The organism is Paenibacillus gallinarum (assembly GCF_014836635.1).
GTDB lineage: Bacteria > Bacillota > Bacilli > Paenibacillales > Paenibacillaceae > Paenibacillus > Paenibacillus gallinarum.
The window spans coordinates 77156-95472 of the sequence record NZ_JACSQL010000011.1 but is presented as its reverse complement, the minus strand read 5'-3'; the positions used below and the strand labels follow the sequence as shown (position 1 = coordinate 95472).

General features: G+C 42.1%; 11 protein-coding genes. All 11 read right to left on the bottom strand.

The annotated features are described in order from the left end of the window. Window positions 1-45: 45 nt before the first annotated feature. Window positions 46-3741, bottom strand: a complete 3696-nt coding sequence (locus H9647_RS19900; RefSeq protein ID WP_191803295.1) for a type IV secretory system conjugative DNA transfer family protein — start codon at window positions 3739-3741, stop codon at window positions 46-48. Window positions 3742-3893: 152 nt separating this feature from the next. Beyond that, window positions 3894-6236 carry a hypothetical protein gene (locus H9647_RS19895; RefSeq protein WP_191803293.1) on the bottom strand — a complete coding sequence of 781 codons (2343 nt, stop codon included), beginning with the start codon at window positions 6234-6236 and terminating at the stop codon, window positions 3894-3896. 414 nt (window positions 6237-6650) lie between these two features. Beyond that, window positions 6651-8501: an AAA family ATPase gene (locus tag H9647_RS19890; protein ID WP_225229432.1), complete on the bottom strand. Its 1851-nt coding sequence runs from the start codon at window positions 8499-8501 to the stop codon at window positions 6651-6653. A 171-nt stretch (window positions 8502-8672) separates the two neighbouring features. After that, the gene (locus H9647_RS19885) at window positions 8673-9344 is read right to left on the bottom strand and encodes a hypothetical protein (protein ID WP_191803291.1); all 672 of its coding nucleotides are present in this window, start codon (window positions 9342-9344) and stop codon (window positions 8673-8675) included. Between the two features lie 152 nt (window positions 9345-9496). After that, window positions 9497-11710, bottom strand: coding sequence for a relaxase MobL (mobL, locus tag H9647_RS19880; RefSeq protein ID WP_191803289.1), 2214 nt, complete (start codon window positions 11708-11710; stop codon window positions 9497-9499). A 74-nt stretch (window positions 11711-11784) separates the two neighbouring features. Next, entirely contained in the window at window positions 11785-12828 is a 1044-nt protein-coding gene (locus tag H9647_RS19875; protein WP_191803287.1) for a hypothetical protein, read from the bottom strand. A gap of 233 nt (window positions 12829-13061) precedes the next feature. Beyond that, window positions 13062-13532, bottom strand: a complete 471-nt coding sequence (locus H9647_RS19870) for a hypothetical protein (protein WP_191803285.1) — start codon at window positions 13530-13532, stop codon at window positions 13062-13064. Between the two features lie 328 nt (window positions 13533-13860). Beyond that, window positions 13861-14265, bottom strand: a complete 405-nt coding sequence (locus tag H9647_RS19865) for a hypothetical protein (protein ID WP_191803283.1) — start codon at window positions 14263-14265, stop codon at window positions 13861-13863. A gap of 32 nt (window positions 14266-14297) precedes the next feature. Beyond that, a complete protein-coding gene (locus H9647_RS19860) occupies window positions 14298-14975 on the bottom strand; it encodes a hypothetical protein (protein WP_191803281.1) in 678 nt (225 codons plus the stop codon). Window positions 14976-14977: 2 nt separating this feature from the next. Beyond that, a complete protein-coding gene (locus tag H9647_RS19855) occupies window positions 14978-15613 on the bottom strand; it encodes a hypothetical protein (protein ID WP_191803279.1) in 636 nt (211 codons plus the stop codon). Window positions 15614-15834: 221 nt separating this feature from the next. Beyond that, window positions 15835-18294: a phage tail tip lysozyme gene (locus H9647_RS19850; protein ID WP_191803277.1), complete on the bottom strand. Its 2460-nt coding sequence runs from the start codon at window positions 18292-18294 to the stop codon at window positions 15835-15837. Window positions 18295-18317 lie beyond the last annotated feature (23 nt).

The window sequence follows — 18317 nt, the reverse complement described above, 5'->3', positions numbered from 1 at the left end:
AAAACAACTATTTTAAAAAAACTCAATGTCTATTTATTTCTTGACTTATTGCATGTTCCGTTGATATGCACGATTTGCCTCTTTATCGAAGCGACCCTGTGCTAGATCCCTCCATGATTCAAGACCTGATAGATACCTAATAAACTCATCCGTTATTTCGTAGAAACTTTCATTTCCGGTATTTTCTTCACCGAATACGCGGGACTCCTCGTTGCGCTCTGCTTCATGTAGAGCATCGATGTCAGCTTTATTCGATCCAAGCGAGCTTCGGACATACACCATACCGCTGTCACTCTCCAGTTCTCCATTCTCTCTCGTACGGAAACCCGGTGCATCTTCAAAATACAATCTCGATTCCGAGTAAGCCGTCGCCAATACCTTATCGAGCTGCCGGTTAACCTGGCCGCCGATTGAAATCAAATCCTCACGACTGATTTGTCCGCCGGCATAACGTTTTTGCTGATGTGTGCTTTGCGTATTCTGAGCTTTAGCCGCTTCTTGTGCTACCTCTACGTTATCGACTGCAGTATCTAAAATGGTACCGAACTCATCCATCTCAGGTATGTTTTCCATATCCTCAGCGCTAGCTGCAGGTCGATGAGAAATATTGAAGAGCTTACTGTTAATCGCATGCATGATGTCATCCGCTACAACGTTTTGATCTTGACGAATCAAATCAGTTTCGCTGAGTTCATACGCATCCAAATATGCCTGTTTCATCATATCAGCCATTCTCGCTTGTTTCAGACGTTGTTCCAACATATTAAAAAAGTCTGGCTGATTTTTTCTGACGTCAAAATCTTTCGCCGATGAATTCGTCGGGATCGTCTGCAGACTGAATTTCTTACCTGGTAGACTGATCTGGTTTTGAAAGAGCCGGAAAGACATCGGATAGGCTGATTCATTACGATTCCAGATCGGGCTCGTGCCCGCCTTAATGATGATTGAATTACGTGCTTCAATAAACATAAAATCATTAAATTGAAGTACCGGACGCTCTTTTGTCTGCATGGTGTAACTAATTTTACCTTCATTTTGATTCAGAATCCGCTCGTTATCACGCGTGACTGTTTTTTGATCGACCCGCGCTTCGTGCGTTGTGCCGCTCATTTTCACGAGCGTATCAATCATGGAATCATCGGTCGATTTTAGGAAAACAATGTTTTCCGTATTACCTTGAATTATTTTATCGACGGATTCCCCGTATACATCCCGGAGTTGCTGCAACGTCTGTAAAATCAGAGTGAACTGCTGATCTTGGCCCAGACCGATCGAGAGCATTGTTTGAAGCGCAGGGATACCATTACCCTCGGATTGTAAGTTTCCGACCTCATCGAGCATGTAGCGGGTCTTATAGAGTGGCTTTTGATTATCTTTCGTCATATATGATCCTTCGAAATTTACATCTACCATCTGCTTGATTAAAATCAGAATCAATTTAGCATAGCTCATAAGGTGCGGCGGTGTAATAAAGAAGATCGCTTTCGGACGCTCCGTATATTTCACTGTCTTCTGACTGAATGCAGGAATTTCGACGACCTGCTCTCCAAGCTCTGGGTTTAGTAAATCATGGTATCGACGCTTGACCAGTGTGTCTTTGTATTCGTACTCGCCTTTTTTTCGATTGAAGCGCATTTCACGAAGTACACCATCTTTAATGATTTTTTCGTTCAGTACCGGATCTTTAACATACCGGCGACCTGAAAGATCAGTCTTATAGGTAAGTTCCACTTCAAAATAAAACGTACGAACGAGGTTCTGCGTTTTTGGATTGCGAATTTCAAGCTTGATGTAACTCTTACGATCAGCAAATTTACCTTCAAAGAAATAACGAGCCCAACCTTCACGGTCAATAATTTGAGTGTGACCAAATAATTTCTTGTCCAGTTGCTTTTCGAATTTGGGATCTTCATACGCCGACCAAACCGACTGTAGACCAATTAAACGATACTTTTCTAAATACTCTGAAGCGAACCGAACGCCAATACGACGTGGAAAAGAGAGCCCTTGCGCATCAAAATTCTGGGACGGTTTTCCGCTAGTCAACGTCGATATCGTAGGGTCGGTGAAAAATGACATCGCTGTTAGTGCGATTCCATAAACTGATGCTATTGTTTTATCCGAGCCCGCCATGGCACGCAGCGCATTATCCGTATTCTGTACAAGCTTCCTCATTTCATTTTGCGGCAGTTTAGCAGTTGCATCAAAAAACAGTGTTAAGAAGTCCTTTTCCTTTGACGGATCGTCTTCTTCAATACGGATCGTTTCCAAAACTGTTGATTTCTTTGCTGATAATACAACGAAGAGCTGATATGCATTATATAAGGTTACTTTCCCCCACATGTCATCAAGTGCCTGCATCAATACTTTTTCAGGTCGCCCGTCAAGTTCTGCCTCCTTTCGAATTCGTTTTTCTTCTTCCAGGTAGAAATCGATCAATCCGAAAGCCGAACGCTTAAAAGCGTTGTTCGCCGCATTCGGCCACATTGGATCGTCCGCACCTTCCTTTGGAAAGAAAATATCGCCGATGTTTTCGATGTATGATGCTGCTTTCGTGAAGTTACCTTCACGTGCACTTTCCGCCGCAAAACCAAGTGGATTATATATATCAGTATTCAGCGGATTGATTAGATTGAACTGTACAATTTCATAACCTCGGATCGTAGCAGGGATGAAAAATTTAACAAGTAGTTCGCCCTTAGGGTCATTTATAACAATGTTATTTTTACGCTTTTCGCGGGTCCACATATCAATTGTCGGTTCAATTACCGTCTGACCTTTACCCGCTCGCGTAATGGCGAGAACCATTGTATTGACCGGCGCAGTATCGACCAGATATGCTCCAGCTGGCCTCTGTACTTCATGATCTAGGAACGTCCAATCGTTATTGATTAAATCCGCTACCATATCATATGGCTGCTTATCTCGGTCACTTCGATCTCCCGCTTCATTGATTTCGTTGTATTCAATTTTACGAACATCAACTGGAGTACGAATATCTTTTTCCGATAAAGGTATTCCGCTAGCAGTAAAAAGATCACGTCCAAATTCCTCGTCAATGATGGGCATTTTTTTAGTTATTGGCTGACCACTGGCGTTGTACATAATTTCACCTTTATGCGCAACTATTACCCCGTCCTCAACAACATCATCCTTGTAACGCTGTATCATCTCAATACTTTTGAGTCCCTTGTTGCTTAGCATAACGTGACTGAGCATACTCGATACCTGGACGCTTGATTCAGCTCCTGCATCCGGAAACCAGTCATACATTCTACGCATTTCTTCCGGAAGAGCGATATGCTGATCATTTTCGTATGTATTAATATCTGTTGAATCAATCATGCTATTTCTTGACCGCCATAATGCCATCATGCGGTCGTTCACAATCAGCCAGGACATTAATAAAACAAAACCTGTCCATAAAAACAACTGCCAACTCGTAAAAACACCATTAAGTGTACTTAGATCAAATTCTAGAAAAGAAGCCCCACTCGATGTCGTGACAAAATCAAAGAAGGCCCTACCAATAATAACGAAAGCACCAATCACATAACCCAATCCAGCAAATAGTACCGCAATAAATACGGCAGCAACTCGCTCTTTTATCGGCTTATCAACTTCGCCCCGTTCACCGCGCACCATATTTTGCGTCTCATGGACTTCTCGGTTTTTTACCCGCTCTTTATATTTTTGGTTCTTTATCTGTTTCCAGTTTTTCGATGCTTTTTTCTTCGCCACAGAACCACCCCTTTATTTGTTAAAACATCCACTAGACCCCTTGGATAACAAAATAAAACCGCCCCAAGTAGGAGCGGTTCATATCTAAACGTAAGCGCTAGACTACGCTGCCGTTTATAGGCTCCGTGCCTATCGATGAAACGTCAGCTCGATTAATTATTAATTGTACTAACCGGCTGTGTCTGTGCCACTGGAGCATTAGGCACTGGCTGATGTGCAGAATTAGCGCCAAACACGAAACCAAAGAGGACTCCAATCGCAAGAGCTGCAGCTCCAATCGCTGTGTATACCAACGTCAATTGCTTTTGTCCTTTTCCTGCGCGATCACGCGCGTAGGCCAGTTCTTGTTGTTGCGCTTCAATCTGGTTCTCGTACACCTTTATCTGATGTTTGATTTCAAGATCTTTTTGATCGCCAATTTTAACATTGTTATCATTCGCAAGTCTCAGAAGATCTCGTAAACTTTCGTTCTCCTGCTTCTCACGATCGATGTTACGCTCATAATCAGCTTTTAAATCATTGATCTGTTCTTTTTGCTTGTCTTCAAGCTGAAGAATCGCAATTCGAGCTTTTTCATCCGCTTCTTTAAGCAGCTGCGCTTTGGTTGTCAGCATCTGCTCATATTCACGACGTACGTGATCTGCTTCTTCATTTTGCTTGAGTCTTTCTGCTTCCGCTTTTGCTCGTAACACTTCATCAGCAAAATGTTCACGCAAGTACATTTCAATGCTTTTACGGAATGCGTCGTACATATGCAGTTCTTTTGCCATGATCGTTTGATACTGCTCATGCAAACTTTGTAGCAGTGCTGTTATCGCCTTATCATATAAGCTGGCTGCAACAGTGCGGCGATCATTGTACAGCTCTCCACGAGCCACGTCTCGATTCGACTTGATCTCACTTTTTAGCGCGTCTTTGACGCTCTCAATCTTACGATTTCGTTCGTCACGGTAACGAGTATCGTAGACAGTCATTGCTTCACGCTTCGCATTTTCTCCATATGTTTCTCGTTCTTCGTTATATGCCGAATGAATATTTTTAACTTCATTAGAAACCAACCTGTCCATATCCGACATCGCAACATCAAACGTCGTGTCGATCTCATAGAATCGATTTCCGTATATGGTGCCTTGATCATTATGATCGAGTGAAGTTACTAATTTAGTGTGAATATCACGAAGGTTTGTAATGTATGTATTGCGCAGCATGGAAATTTCTATTTCGTGATACTTCTCTATCTCAACGTTCGCATCTTTACGGAAATTCGAAACAACACGTTGAAGCTCGCTGTCATCAGTAGTTTTTTCATCGAATTTAACAACTGACAATGCACCGAAGTAATCATCAAATTTAGTAAGATCGATTGTCAGATTCAGTTCCTGATTGTTAAATGAATGTTCCAGGGCTTTCGTGACTACCGCTTTCGATTCCTCAACCGTCATATCAGATTGATGAACACTTAGGTTGGGGGAATACCCACCGTCCACGTCCAACTCTAGTTCATCACTAGTCCCATATATCTCATCTTCTTCCGAATAACCCTCCAGTTCATCTTCATCCGTAGGGAATTCATCTGATTTTTCTACATCGAAATTATCAACTTCTAGGTATCCTGATTCTGTAAAACTCTCTTCTTCAATATTAAAATCATTATTGTTTTCAGCTAAAAAGGGGTCGTATGATCCATCTCCGATATCTTCTGAAGAGCTGTAAAATGTACCATCGAACGGTTCGGGTTCTACATCCATTTCAGCTTCGTAATTCCTGCCGGCTTGCTCGTCATCTTCATGATCGTCACTTTCGTTCTCCCATGTTTGCTCGTTATCTCCGCTATCGACAACTACGTTGCCTTCAACATGAAGCTCAATAGATGGCGATTTAGCAATTTCTATCAATCGATCTAAATGGACTGTTGAATCAAGTAGGATTAAACGGGAATCGTCGGTCAAATCAAAGGGTACAATCGCCCATTGCAATGGCATATCGTGAATGAATTCAAATTCATCAAGAGAAACAAGTGTATCCATTGAAGGAATGATACCTATGATGCCATTTTCTAAGTCATCCGCTAAGGTCATAGAGTCAATCGATTCCGATATAAGCGCTTCTGCGAACGAGCCAAACTCTTCACCAGTTGGGTCAACACCCGAAGCAACAAGCATATCGTTCGTGATAACAACGATTAATAAACCATTATCTACTTCACGGACCGCCGAATCATCAAGCCCTACCAATTCATGAAGAACATCAAGCGAAGCAGCTGCAACCGATTCAACAAGTTGCATTCGTTCGACGAGTGTCATATCTTTTTGCTTCCCACCGAATAGTTTCGCTTTCCCCTTCTCTTTTCGGTTGTTCTTTACCCCACGACTTAGAAGTTTTGAGCCCTTTTCATTTTCTTCCGATATTTCTTCTTCATCTTTACTCGCGACCGCAACTGTGCTTTCTTCTGAATCGCTCGGCTTAACTTTCTTACTTCGTGTGAAAAATCCCATTAAACGAACCCTCTCTTCCTTTAATCAACTACACCACGCAGGTGAAAAGCGTGTCTGTCACCAGCGTGAATTTGTTGTTCGTTTCCCGTTTATCAAGTTTTCCGAACCATCCATCCACTCTTCATCAGTTTCGATGACTTCAAGAAATGGATATAATCGCTCAAAATCTGATCCTTACGATTAATCTCGAAACCCCTTACTCATTCCCCCTCATTTCTAACAAAACATACGACATATTGCCTAAATTTATATTAACATAAAAAACATACCGATACAACACGAATATTACTGTCCACTCAACGTTTTTAAATGAATTTAAAAGTAGTATGTAACGACACACTATTTATTTTATGGGTCGTTTGAACCAAGAATCATTATTATCTAAGGTCATATTCTAAAATCTAAAAATCTAATTTACATTCGTCTCATTTTCTTTTTGTCGATAGACCCTATTTCGATACTCGCTGACGATTTCAACATCTCTTTATTCTCATATGCCATTTTTCCTTTGACATACACACCCATATGTTTGGTATCTGGATGATTATTGATATAACGAGAAAGCGGCGCAACAACATGTGTTTCCATCAAGGAAACTAATCCTCTTGCCCCCCCGGAATTTGTATCTATGTCAAAAAGATCATGAACCAAATAAATAACAACTTTATCTTCAATTAAAAGTTCTACACCATGTGTTTGATAAACAGCAGATTGTAGGTATTCAAGCTTTTTAATAAGAATATGTTCGTAAGTCTGTGATGAAAGAGGTTGAAAAGGAATAATGGCATTCATCCGATTGATAATTTCCGGTGCAAACGAGGAGTTATTCATCAAAGATTGACGAATGACTTTCCAATATTTCTCCATTCCATCAGAACCATCATCACTACCAGAGTAATGAGCAATGTCTTCATAAACTTCATTACCTGCGTTCGTAGTTAAGATAATATACGTATTGAGAAAACTAACTTCACGCCCTTGTGAATTTGAAAGTCTACCATCATCCAAAATTTGAAGCAGCAATCGTGTAATAGATCGGTGAGCTTTTTCAATTTCATCCAAAAGGACAATGCAATGCGACCGATTCCAGACGCGATCTGTAAGCTCCTCACGGAAATAATTAAGGGAAGATTCCATGGCATATTCAGACATATCGAAACGAATCATCGCACGGTCATCACCAAATAGAAGTGCTGAAAGAGCTTTAGCCGTTTCTGTTTTACCGACACCTGTGGGACCCGTAAACAAAAAACTTGAAATGGGACGCGTTTTATCGTGCAAGTCAGCCACTGCAATTTGCAATCGGTTTTCCAACGTCTTCATCGCAAATTTTTGGGAAAAAACCCGCTCATTAAGCTGATTTTCAATTGTTCGGCCATTCACTTGGAATGTAACCTGTACACCCGTACTATCATAAATCACGTCGCCTAGAAGATTCTTATCCATCTTGTATTCGCCCGGATACGTACGCATCCAACCAATCATACTATCGAGCATCAGAATACTTTTACGAGGCTGTGAATCTGCCGGCACATACCGATTGCTTAGTTCATAAATCAAATCATATAAATGATCATCATATATCGAATCCGCCACCTTATGCGTTTTTGCGATCGACTGTAAGATAGCAATAACCGTTTCTTTATTAGGTTCGCGAATATTGATACGTTGCAAGCGCTGCATGAGAGCTTGGTCTTTTTCAATATACTCATGAAACTCAGCAAAAGTCGTAGCCGCAATCACCTTAATTCCGCGACGTCCACTTTCGGCAAGTGCTGGTTTAATCGCTTGAGCTGCAGCAGGGGAGAGCTGCACAAGCAGATGAAATTCATCCATAAACAAAACGAGCTCTGAGGATTGGTCACGAGAAAGATGACCTACTTCACTCTTGAATTTTTCAGCATCATCAAACAATCCTTTGACCCGAGATGCCATTTGTGTAGCTCCGTCCTCACCGTTATCACTCGCTGCCATCTTTGCGAGATCCACTTCTACATAAATTCGATCAGCATCCCGCGCAAGGGTCCCTTGTACAAGCATCGTTTTACCCGATCCTGCATCCCCCAGTAAAAAAGCATTAGATAACTCCGCGCGATTAAGTGACGCTAGAAGCCGCCGCATTTCACGTTCTCGGCCAAGAACCGGACGACTGGGGGACTTCATAAACGTTGCGTATTTTGAAAGGAATGGGTATTTCTCTTCATCAAAGCCCTCTTCTTTTCTGAACACCTTTTGTAATTCTGGCGATTCGAGAATCATAGACATAGAGATCTCTCCTTTATTTCTGTGACTCATCTTTATAGGAACCCGCATTGTTATTTCACAGCGGATAAATCAGTAACGGTCCATAAGAAGGACCACACGGCAAGACAAACAATATGTCTAAGCAATGTGGCCGTATACGTTTCATCGGCAAATGTTGAAAAAAACATCAGTCTATTCCACAACGACAGCCTGTTCGTTTTCTACATAGTCAGTTCGCAACTTGCGAATATCTGTCTCAATCAATCCTGGAACAAGTGAACTGGTTCTTATAGTCAAATATTCATCAAGATTAATATCCGTTCCTTGCCGTGTTTCTTTGTGTTCACCACTTTTTATCTCATTGCCTTCAAGCGGAATACCCTCTGTCGTATGTATTAGATCATTGTTCTCGCTAAATTCCGAAACACTTAACGTTTCAGTTTGTACTGAACCTGGAAGCACTTCAAATGGGCGATCATACTCCGGTAAATGGTGAGCTATATCACGCGGTGTAGTTTTCGTATACTCTTGTAGAATTTGATCGGCTCTCTGCTGTGCAGGTGACAACGTAATCATATCTTCCGACTTATTCATTAATTGATTTTGCTGTACATTTTCCTGTACCCAATCTGTTTTATTACTATAGGTTGGAAACAACTTCATTCCCGGATTACTTGTAAGTGCTCCGAAAAGCTCATTCAACGTATCTGACAACACGTTAACCTCCGAAATACGAATCGATCTTTCCATTTGTATCGCTTGATTGTTTTGATGCTTAATCCCATCGTTCAACCTATCAAATTCTCTCGAAAAATACTGAGTTAACCGCTGCGTGGCAGTCAGCATCTCCAATTCTTTCATCATGCGTCACCCTCTCTAATAATTGATGATATCTATAACGGCAAATTTCAAACAAAACGCTCAGTGCTCAATATTATCTAGATTTTATTATACCATAAATATAGAATGTCGTATCCTGTTTCTTCTAATTTTTTAAAACAAATCCAGTGGTTTGATCACTCTAATTCTTCTTCCTCCTCCTGTTCCATCATTTCAACTTGCTCAAGGCTTTGTCGCACCTGTCGTGCCACGTTGATTGATCGATCGAGTGGTAATGTATAGAGCTGACGTTCATCCTCCGAGCTTAGATCCGAAAGCATCACTGTTTGAATTAAACCTTCATCCACCGCTTTTTGGACAACCTGTTCCATATCGTCAATATCACGTTTTGCCGTACTAAGAGCTTGTAGCTCCTGCCCCGTCTCTTTCACGTAAATTTCAGCCGCTTCAGCACGCTGTTTACGTGCTTTAAAAACTCCAGCGAACGATAATGTGTTCTTGGTGTCGATCCGAGCATCAGGCTTATTGTAATAATCGAGTCCAAGATGATGAACATCCCATGCTTTAACTGCATCAAAGTGAATTGGACTTAAATTTTCAGCTCTCGTTTTTGGGCGAACTGGCAAAACAAACAGAGTTTCAACGGTTCCCGCTTCCCGATCATAATTTGTAATTGCCCGCCATTCCTTCAGCGATCCTATTCCTTGCTGAAAACAGTCAAAAGTGTATGCCCTCAAATCACGTGCATACTCATTTCGTCTCTGCCGATCAACGCTAAGCGTCTCCTTTTCCCTTTTTGCAATCTCTTGATAGCGACTCACCAGCACTTCGTATCTCGGAGTCATATGCTGAACACTTTCCACATCCTTGTTATGATGAAAGGAAAGGAAGGTACGATATTTATCGGCAACCCCCATATGATATTCCAATTCTTCTTCGTAAAAGAGTCGCATAACGTGAGCAGTCTCATCAACAAGTCCGTTTTCTTTGGCCGTATCATACTCCATGGCAAGCGTATAGTACGTACCTACACTTTCTGTATGCAAGTCTTGTCTTTTATTGTAGCCTCGGACTCGAAGCGCAAATGCTGCCGGATCAAACGCCCCTGATTGATTCGATTGTTTAAGTGCCTGTGCTAGCTTCTCATCTGAACTTGACTGAATATCGGTCATCGTCGTCCGGGTCGTAAATTCTGCTGGATCGATCCGTTTGAGCATCTTATATAGCCCATTGACGGACCTCTTTATAATCCTCTCTAGGCCTTCTTTGATAAGCCGCTTTTTCGAGCGATCATTCAACTTATTTTTCACACTGGATTCATCCGCATAATCTAATACAGCCTTCATTGCTTTGTTATACCCGCTTTTTTCCGGTTCTGTTGCAAATGCTTTCTCTACAATCTGCACAGCAAGAGCGTTGGAATGCCTCATTGATTTTCGATTCGTTCCATATCTCCATTCTTTCTTATTTTTCGGCAACCCTGCGACTAAAAGCTGAATAGCAGCGTTCTCATGAAGTGTCGCATAAGCATAATCCTTAACAAAAGCAACAACGTTACGCCGTTCAACTGATGCTTGCCCGTGAAACGATTTTAACTGACTCATGTCTTCTAAACTGAAATGAATACCTTTACGAAGCATCTTTTTCTCACGTTCGTTTATTTTCCCACGATCCGCTCCGTCGTTTTTCATCCGCGATTTCGAGAATTTTGTATCTGCCAAGGCGATATGAACGTGTACATGACTTGTATCGAGCTGAATCGTACCGACCCACTCCGGATCAATAAATCGGCCAACCTTCGTCATCCGTTCAACACCTTTCATAACGGCATGTCTCAACTTAAGTTGGTCAATATGTCCTTTATACGAACCTCTCCCTTTATGCTTAAATTTAGGATCTAGTACGCCTGTTTCTCTCAAGTAATCCTCAGTAAAACTCAAAACGATTTTTTGAACCGAATGCCCTTCATCAAATGCATTTTGAATGTTCTGGGAGGAACTTTCTAACTCTTCATGCGTTAAGCTAATTCCGCCTTTCCCGAACGCTCGGCCAGACATCTTATCAATCTTACGAAATTTATGTTTCAAAACTAGCGGAGAACCAAAGTCATTCTCATTTTGTAAATCTTCATCATCTTTAGATATGAGACGCTCTGTTGCTTGATCGCGAGCCATATACCTAGTAAATGTCGCGCTGTCATATGCTTCGAAATTCTCAGTTCCGGATGCTTGTGACATCCGAACGGGTGCAAGCACTTCTGTAGCATCCTCACGCGCCATATAACGCATTACATATTGTCCAGGCGACGAACCTCTCGATCCTTTTCCAGAGCTACTACGTGCGTTGTTTGTATATTCACTTTTGATCACGATGTCTTGCTTCATTCCCATCGTGGATCTCCTTTCCCGCAAAAAAGCGATAAGGTTAACCCCTTATCGCTTTCGTTTTATTAGGAGCAATGTCCTTATAGACTTGGACCTTCATCATCTTTAAAACGATCTTCGTTCTCCTCCGACGACCGCCGTTTTGAACCGATGCCTCCCACAAATAGGTTCGGATCAAGTGGTTGCTCTGCTTCCAATGTTTTAACATCATTTATGGTTTTCTGACTTATCGCAGCTGCTTCCTGTTGCTGCTTTTGCATTTTTTCATAACGATCGCGCTCTTTCAAATCACGAATACGATCATCCTCGCTTATACGTCCCAATCCCAATGTGCTTTTAATTTGTTCAGTCACATCGATTTCTTCATCCAACAGACTTGATGTTGTTTTAATCGAATCAACATCATCAATAATACGCTGTTCATTGCGGGTCACAATAACGTCTTGAATCGTGTTCTGAATTACTACTTCCTTTATTTCTTCTGGTTCTGAGTTAACTAAATCTTCAGTTTTAACGCCTTCTCTTTGTAGTTCAATCGCATTATTTGCGGCCAATCTAACAAGTTCTGCTAAATTTGTACGTTCCGATGAATCATGCTTGTCATGGACAATATTCACTGGATCAACCAGTACTAATGGAGCCTTTCTTCCTGAACCCATGCCTTCTGCTATGTCCAGATACGCGAGATGCATATTTCCTTCGGCATCAAACGTCTCTCCTGCCATGAGCTTGCCCATCAACTGTTCGAAACGGCCATCTCTATATAACCCAGCGTCAATCAGTACTTTAAGTGTTTCATCTTCTAGCGGTTGTATGTACGTAAGGGGGAGTTCTTGTTTTTCATGCTTAAAGTTCAAAGCCGAAATGTGGTCAGCGAAATCTCCCCATGCCAGTTCCACATCTGCTTCGACGTGAACTTGAGGTCGTTTGAACCCCGATAAATTACTTTCAAATAGAAACTTCACTTTATTCACTCTGCTGTGCATCACTGCAGGAACCTCATACAATCCAAACGTTTTTGTCTTCCCATCTACATCAAGCTGGCTTTCGTTGTATTGAACATCTAGGAGCCGGCGTATGCGTACTCCTTCATTACTCGCTCGATTATACGAGAAAACTTCCATTTTTACTTTCGTCCCTTCTCTTTCGGCTGCTCGCCGATGGTATTTGACTCGGGTTAGTTCTAGGCTTCATTATATCATGGAATTTATCAAATTAACAAGACAAATCACATGTAAAAAACTATGCACTCAACGATTTCGGATTAATTTCGAGAAATATTAAGGCCTTATAATCCATAAAAAAAGACACTGAACAAAAAACGTCCGTGTCTTATGTAGATTCAAAGATTGTCCTCCTAGACCGAAAGCTCCTCTTCACCCTGCTTCTGTGACTCTTGTTCAGCCTTTGTTTCTTTCTTTATCTCTCGTGCAGCTAACGTATTGGCCTTATGCTTTTCTCGGTCAAATGGAATTTCTGGTGTTTTTAACGTGTTCGTGTTCACAAGAAGACCCGGTCCACTTTTGCTCATAAAGAGATCCGCTTCAATAACCAGGTCATCACCATCTTTATTCGCTGCGGCTTCAATGGCTTCCCACTGTTTTGCCGAATACTCTGCCGTGAACGAGTTTTGTTGCTTCCCGTTTTTATCTACATATGAATCGTATACCAACATCGGGTCCGTAAATATGTCATCCCCATCGCGAGTGTCATTTGAAATACTGAATGATACATTTTTTCCACTCATGCCTCTCCCAGTTTGATCAAACGCACCTACGACGTGAACTCGCTGATTCTTAAAACTCTGACCTTTTTTAAATCTTGCCATGAGTAGATTCGCTCCTTTATTTTGCGTTTTTTACTTATCTTATACGTTAATTATACGCTAATAATGCTGAGCAGCAAGGCGTTTATCAGAACAATTAAACACATTTGTTAAACAATCGAACTAAGAAATATAACATAGATAATGATCTATTGGGGCTCACGCTAGAGGTTCTAAGTCGACCCACTACGCCGACTAAGGGCCTCTATTGCGCCGCTGTCCGCTACTCAGCGCGATAACTACAACCCCTAAGCAGTAAGACTGCTAAGAGGTAGTACGTTCCTGCCCTTCGCTTCACGCAGCCACGGAGCGGAAACAAAAAAAGAGCCGATTACTCGGCTTCCTTCTTTCGGCGTTTTATAAATAAGAAAATCGACTTCGGTTGGCTAATCAAGCGGCGCCATACAAACTTCATCCAAGCGATAAAACCATATACAATAACGAGCATGATCGTGACACATGTAAGAATCCAAACCATCGAGTTCATATTGTTTAAAGACTTGTCGGCTGGAATACCTATATATCCTGCAACAAAGAGAAATACAAACGGAACAAGTTGTACAAAAAGCGAAACGCTCAATCCGAGCGTGAAAATTCCAAAAACTCGGGTCATAAACAGGGAAGCTTTACTCATGCTTGATTCGCCTGCAGGCAATCCACCGTCCTGCAGTTCTGCTTGAGATGGAACAAGATTAAACCTACGTTCAGTCTGAGATACAGCTTTATTATTTTTCATCGAAGTACAGTCTCCTTTTTCCGTGCCTGTTTTTAATTGTCGAGCAAACCAGCACTATAACCGGCTCTCGCACTAACCTCTGTGATCCGCCGCTCTCCATCAGCAGATTCACCGGCTGCCGTAAATTCAATAATCGCTTCACTTCGTTCCAGTGCATCTGTATTCTCTAAATCTGTTCCATCTTTATGCATGATATATTGCACAAAAGCAACATAACGTACACGGTTACCCTCGGCTGTAATCGGTACGACATAAATGCTATCCATCGTAGTTCGTAAATTTTTAAAGTCAATATAGGACAACATACCATCGTTCGTTTCGATTTTAGTATCAGGTGGGAGATACGTTTTCGTGAATGAATTATCTTCACCCAATGATTCAATATACTGATTTCGAACCCCTTCATATTCAGCCCCGTTGCTCCAACTAAATGCAGCCACAAAGTATTTCTCGGCTTCCGTCGAATCCGATTGAATAAGTCCAGGATCAAGACCTGTTACTTTTTTAACTGTCTGTGTTTTTTGTTCCGTTTCCTCAGCTTGCTTTGTAGCAATATTCTGCTCTGTTTGATTAAGTTGACTATTTAATGCCGCATATTCAGTATCAAGCTTTTTGATCTCATTATGATTTTTTATATATGTGATCCCCGACAGCACCAACAGCAAAGTTGCTGCCGATATAAGCAAGAGAAATTTACGCTTTGTCCCCATCCTTATGCACCCCCCACATCGACTTCATCATCTAAACCATCCGTCGTATAGTGCCGACTAATATTGGTCAGTTTATAGTTGACCACATCATATACGGCATAAATTAGACCTGCCGATTTCCCGCTTTTTGTCGTCATACTAAACAAAACAGGAACGTTGTCGGTATCCTGGTATGTAACGATCGATTCAAGCTTGAGTGTCCATTCAGGATTCAACTTCCATGTTTGAATGTGATCGCCCTCAGTTGCATTTGTTAAACGAGTATTTTCAGCTTTCGCTTTTTCAAGGTCTTTAACTATTTTGTCATACTCGTCTTGATCATCGGGCAAGGGCTCGTTTGATTTATAAAATGAAGTGAGCACATCTTCCACTGCAATTATTTCTGCTCCGATCTTCTTCGCGGAAACCGTTCGTGATTGAAGAATCTCTTCATGTTCTTTTGAATCGAAAGGCTGATCCACCTTTTCCTTTGTCGCCTGCGCACCCTGTAACAACTCTTGAGTTCCTGCAATGTCGGATTCTAACGCTTCGATTTTTTTGTTCTGTTGCAAGATTAAAAAAACCAAGATTAAAGCAAACAAGCCCAAAACGATTGGTATCCCATATGCTTTCAAACCGCTAACAGTTCGACTCTGCATATTTCAAACCCCTCTCTATAATATATTCATTTTTATTCACACTATTTGCACACTCTATATGCAAAATATTCGTAATTTATGTTTGTATAGTATGTAAGTTATATAGTACGAAGATTTTGTTTATCAAACGCATATTTCATATCATACGATATGATAAAAAAAGAAGGTATGGCATGAATATTATTCCAATTATACTGTATGATCAGCGTTTTATCAATCTTTTAGTAAACATCAAGCTCGGTCCATTGTGGTACTGCATTTGCAGGTTTGAAGAATTTCCAATGAGCTTTCTCATATCGATCTTTCTTAATCACACGCCAGCTCCACGAATAACTAAGACCTGGTGCATTTCGCCCACTAACACCCCGAATGTTCTGTTCATTAACGAGAATGTCTCCGTTGGCAAATACGTGTTGGACGATACCTGTGTGTCCATATCGACTTGTTGTTGTATCACTGAATACAGCGCCAGAGGCTGGTATAGCTGATACCGTTTGATCGTAATGCTTAGCCCATCCATCCGCAACGTCCTTCCCGTCACCATACGGTCGCTCTGTCGCCTTTCCTCCCTGGTTCCAGTCCGGATACAGGCGCATAAAGTAACTGTGCGCAAGCGCGGCGCATTGGTCCGCTATGATCCCATTTGCCCATCCTGTCGCATTCCCCCACGCAAGCCCTGCATCTTCCGGATTCTTTGCATAAGTTCGAAGAGATGCAGGTAACGTTTCTCGTGACCATGGAACCAAAACCAAGTCAGCTGGAACCTCTCCTGTACCGTCAATCGATTGATTTCCGTAATGAGACTTTATCGCATTGCCACAGCCATCGTCCTGGTAATAAGCCGCTACTGCACTATTGCCTTCAGCTCTTCCTATGTTTACATCGCTCAGAATGCTATCGGCATACGCTGTATCCGCCGTAGCCCGCTCTAGCACAAACATGAAATTAGTAGAATTCTTAAGTCGCTGCGATAGCGATTTATTTGGAGAACTCAAGCCAATCCATGTATTCATAAAACGCTCTGTCTCTTTCTGTACGTTGCTTGGCGGAGTATGAAGGAAGTCGATCAATTGTTTTTGTCGAAGAGTATCATCGCCTTCAAGCATAAACTTAATCTGTGTATCAAAATCATACCAATTCGCATCGCGTGACTGTGCATATTTGACCAATAAAGTATTTCGCCCATTTGTCCACTGAGCAATTCCGATTCCAACATATTTTATTGCCGGATATTTCGCAGCATATTTCGCGTCGATCTTGCTTACCAGGAAGCCCGCACTCATAGCGGTCTGTTTACGCGGACCAATCTGAAACGGCTCATTATAAATCGTTTCGACACCTGTTGGGTCGAGGGCGCTTTCATGCTGTAAGTTTCCAAGCACCGCTGCTGTCTGTTCTTTTGAACCACCAAGCCGCTCATATACTGACCAAACCTTAACAGCATTTGCCTCACGAACGATTTCCAATTCTCCATCCAGTAAATAATCCTGCGAGCCCGCTCTTACGGTTGTTCTCTCCGGGACGCAATTTCCTATTGAATCATCCTTCAAGTTCATTTCTTCTATGACTCCGTAACCAAGTGCACTCGTTACGGTAATTGAAACGGCTACCACTCCCGCTGTGATCGCATTACCAATCGCAGTACCTACGCCAAGAACCCCTGAAAAAAAAGAACTAACTGCATTAAAAACCGTTCCAATGACGCCTGCTACCTTACTAATGGCCGCCACAGCAACCCCTTTGAGCATCATTAACATTTTCATCATCATGAGGCCCATCAGAGCTTGGCCAGCCGCGTTGGTACCCGCCGCTGAAGCTGCAAGGATCTTCGTTGCTTTGATCCCTTTATCCACGGCTTTGTCCGCCGTGTCCTCTACTTTATTCGTGATGCCGTCGTCTCCGCCGCCAGCGTCTTTTTTTTGTTTGTTGAACTCTTTTAATTTTTTTCGCGCGCTGTTCGCTTGTGCCAGTCCCGGCGTAGAATCCATCGCTACATCCGCTGCTTGGTGTTCGAGCTGATCCTTCATGCTCTTGTCACTATAATCGACACCAGTAGCATTAGAAGTCATACCTTTTGCTTTATCCATTAATCCATCTTTTTTACCAGATCCAGTTTCGGTGTTTTTAGAAGCAGCCAGGTCTTTCTCTTTAGAATCTCTGTTAGACTGCTCTACCTCATTACTACCTGTTAGGTCATCTTTTTTCTCTCGGCCTAAGTTAGCATTATTGACGCTAGTTGCTCCCCCATTATTGAAATGACTAGGCCCCCTAGCGCCATGGTTCTCTCCTCGTTTACCCGGAGTTCCAGTATCAGGATCTCCATTTGCCGATTTTGCTGACGTTCTATCAGGGCTCTCTCTTTTATTCGCCGCATTCACAGCACCTGATGGTTCCTTCAATTCGTTTTTCGAACCTGTGACTGTTTTTGATTTCGAATTATCTGGTGACTGTGGCAGATCCGAATCTTTTAATTTATTTATACCGCTAGAGGGCGATCCGCTTCGAACACCACTCGAAAGTTTTGATTTAACATCACCACCACCTTTTGGTGCCTCAAGGGGGGCGCTTGTACTTTCCGTTGCTTTGCTTTGTGGCCGCTTCGGAGCTGCTCTACCCGAGTTGTTGCTAGTACCGTTCCCCCCTGGCGGTTTCGATCCTCCTGCTCCCCCGTTCATACCCATGTGCATGACTCCTCTCTCTGCCC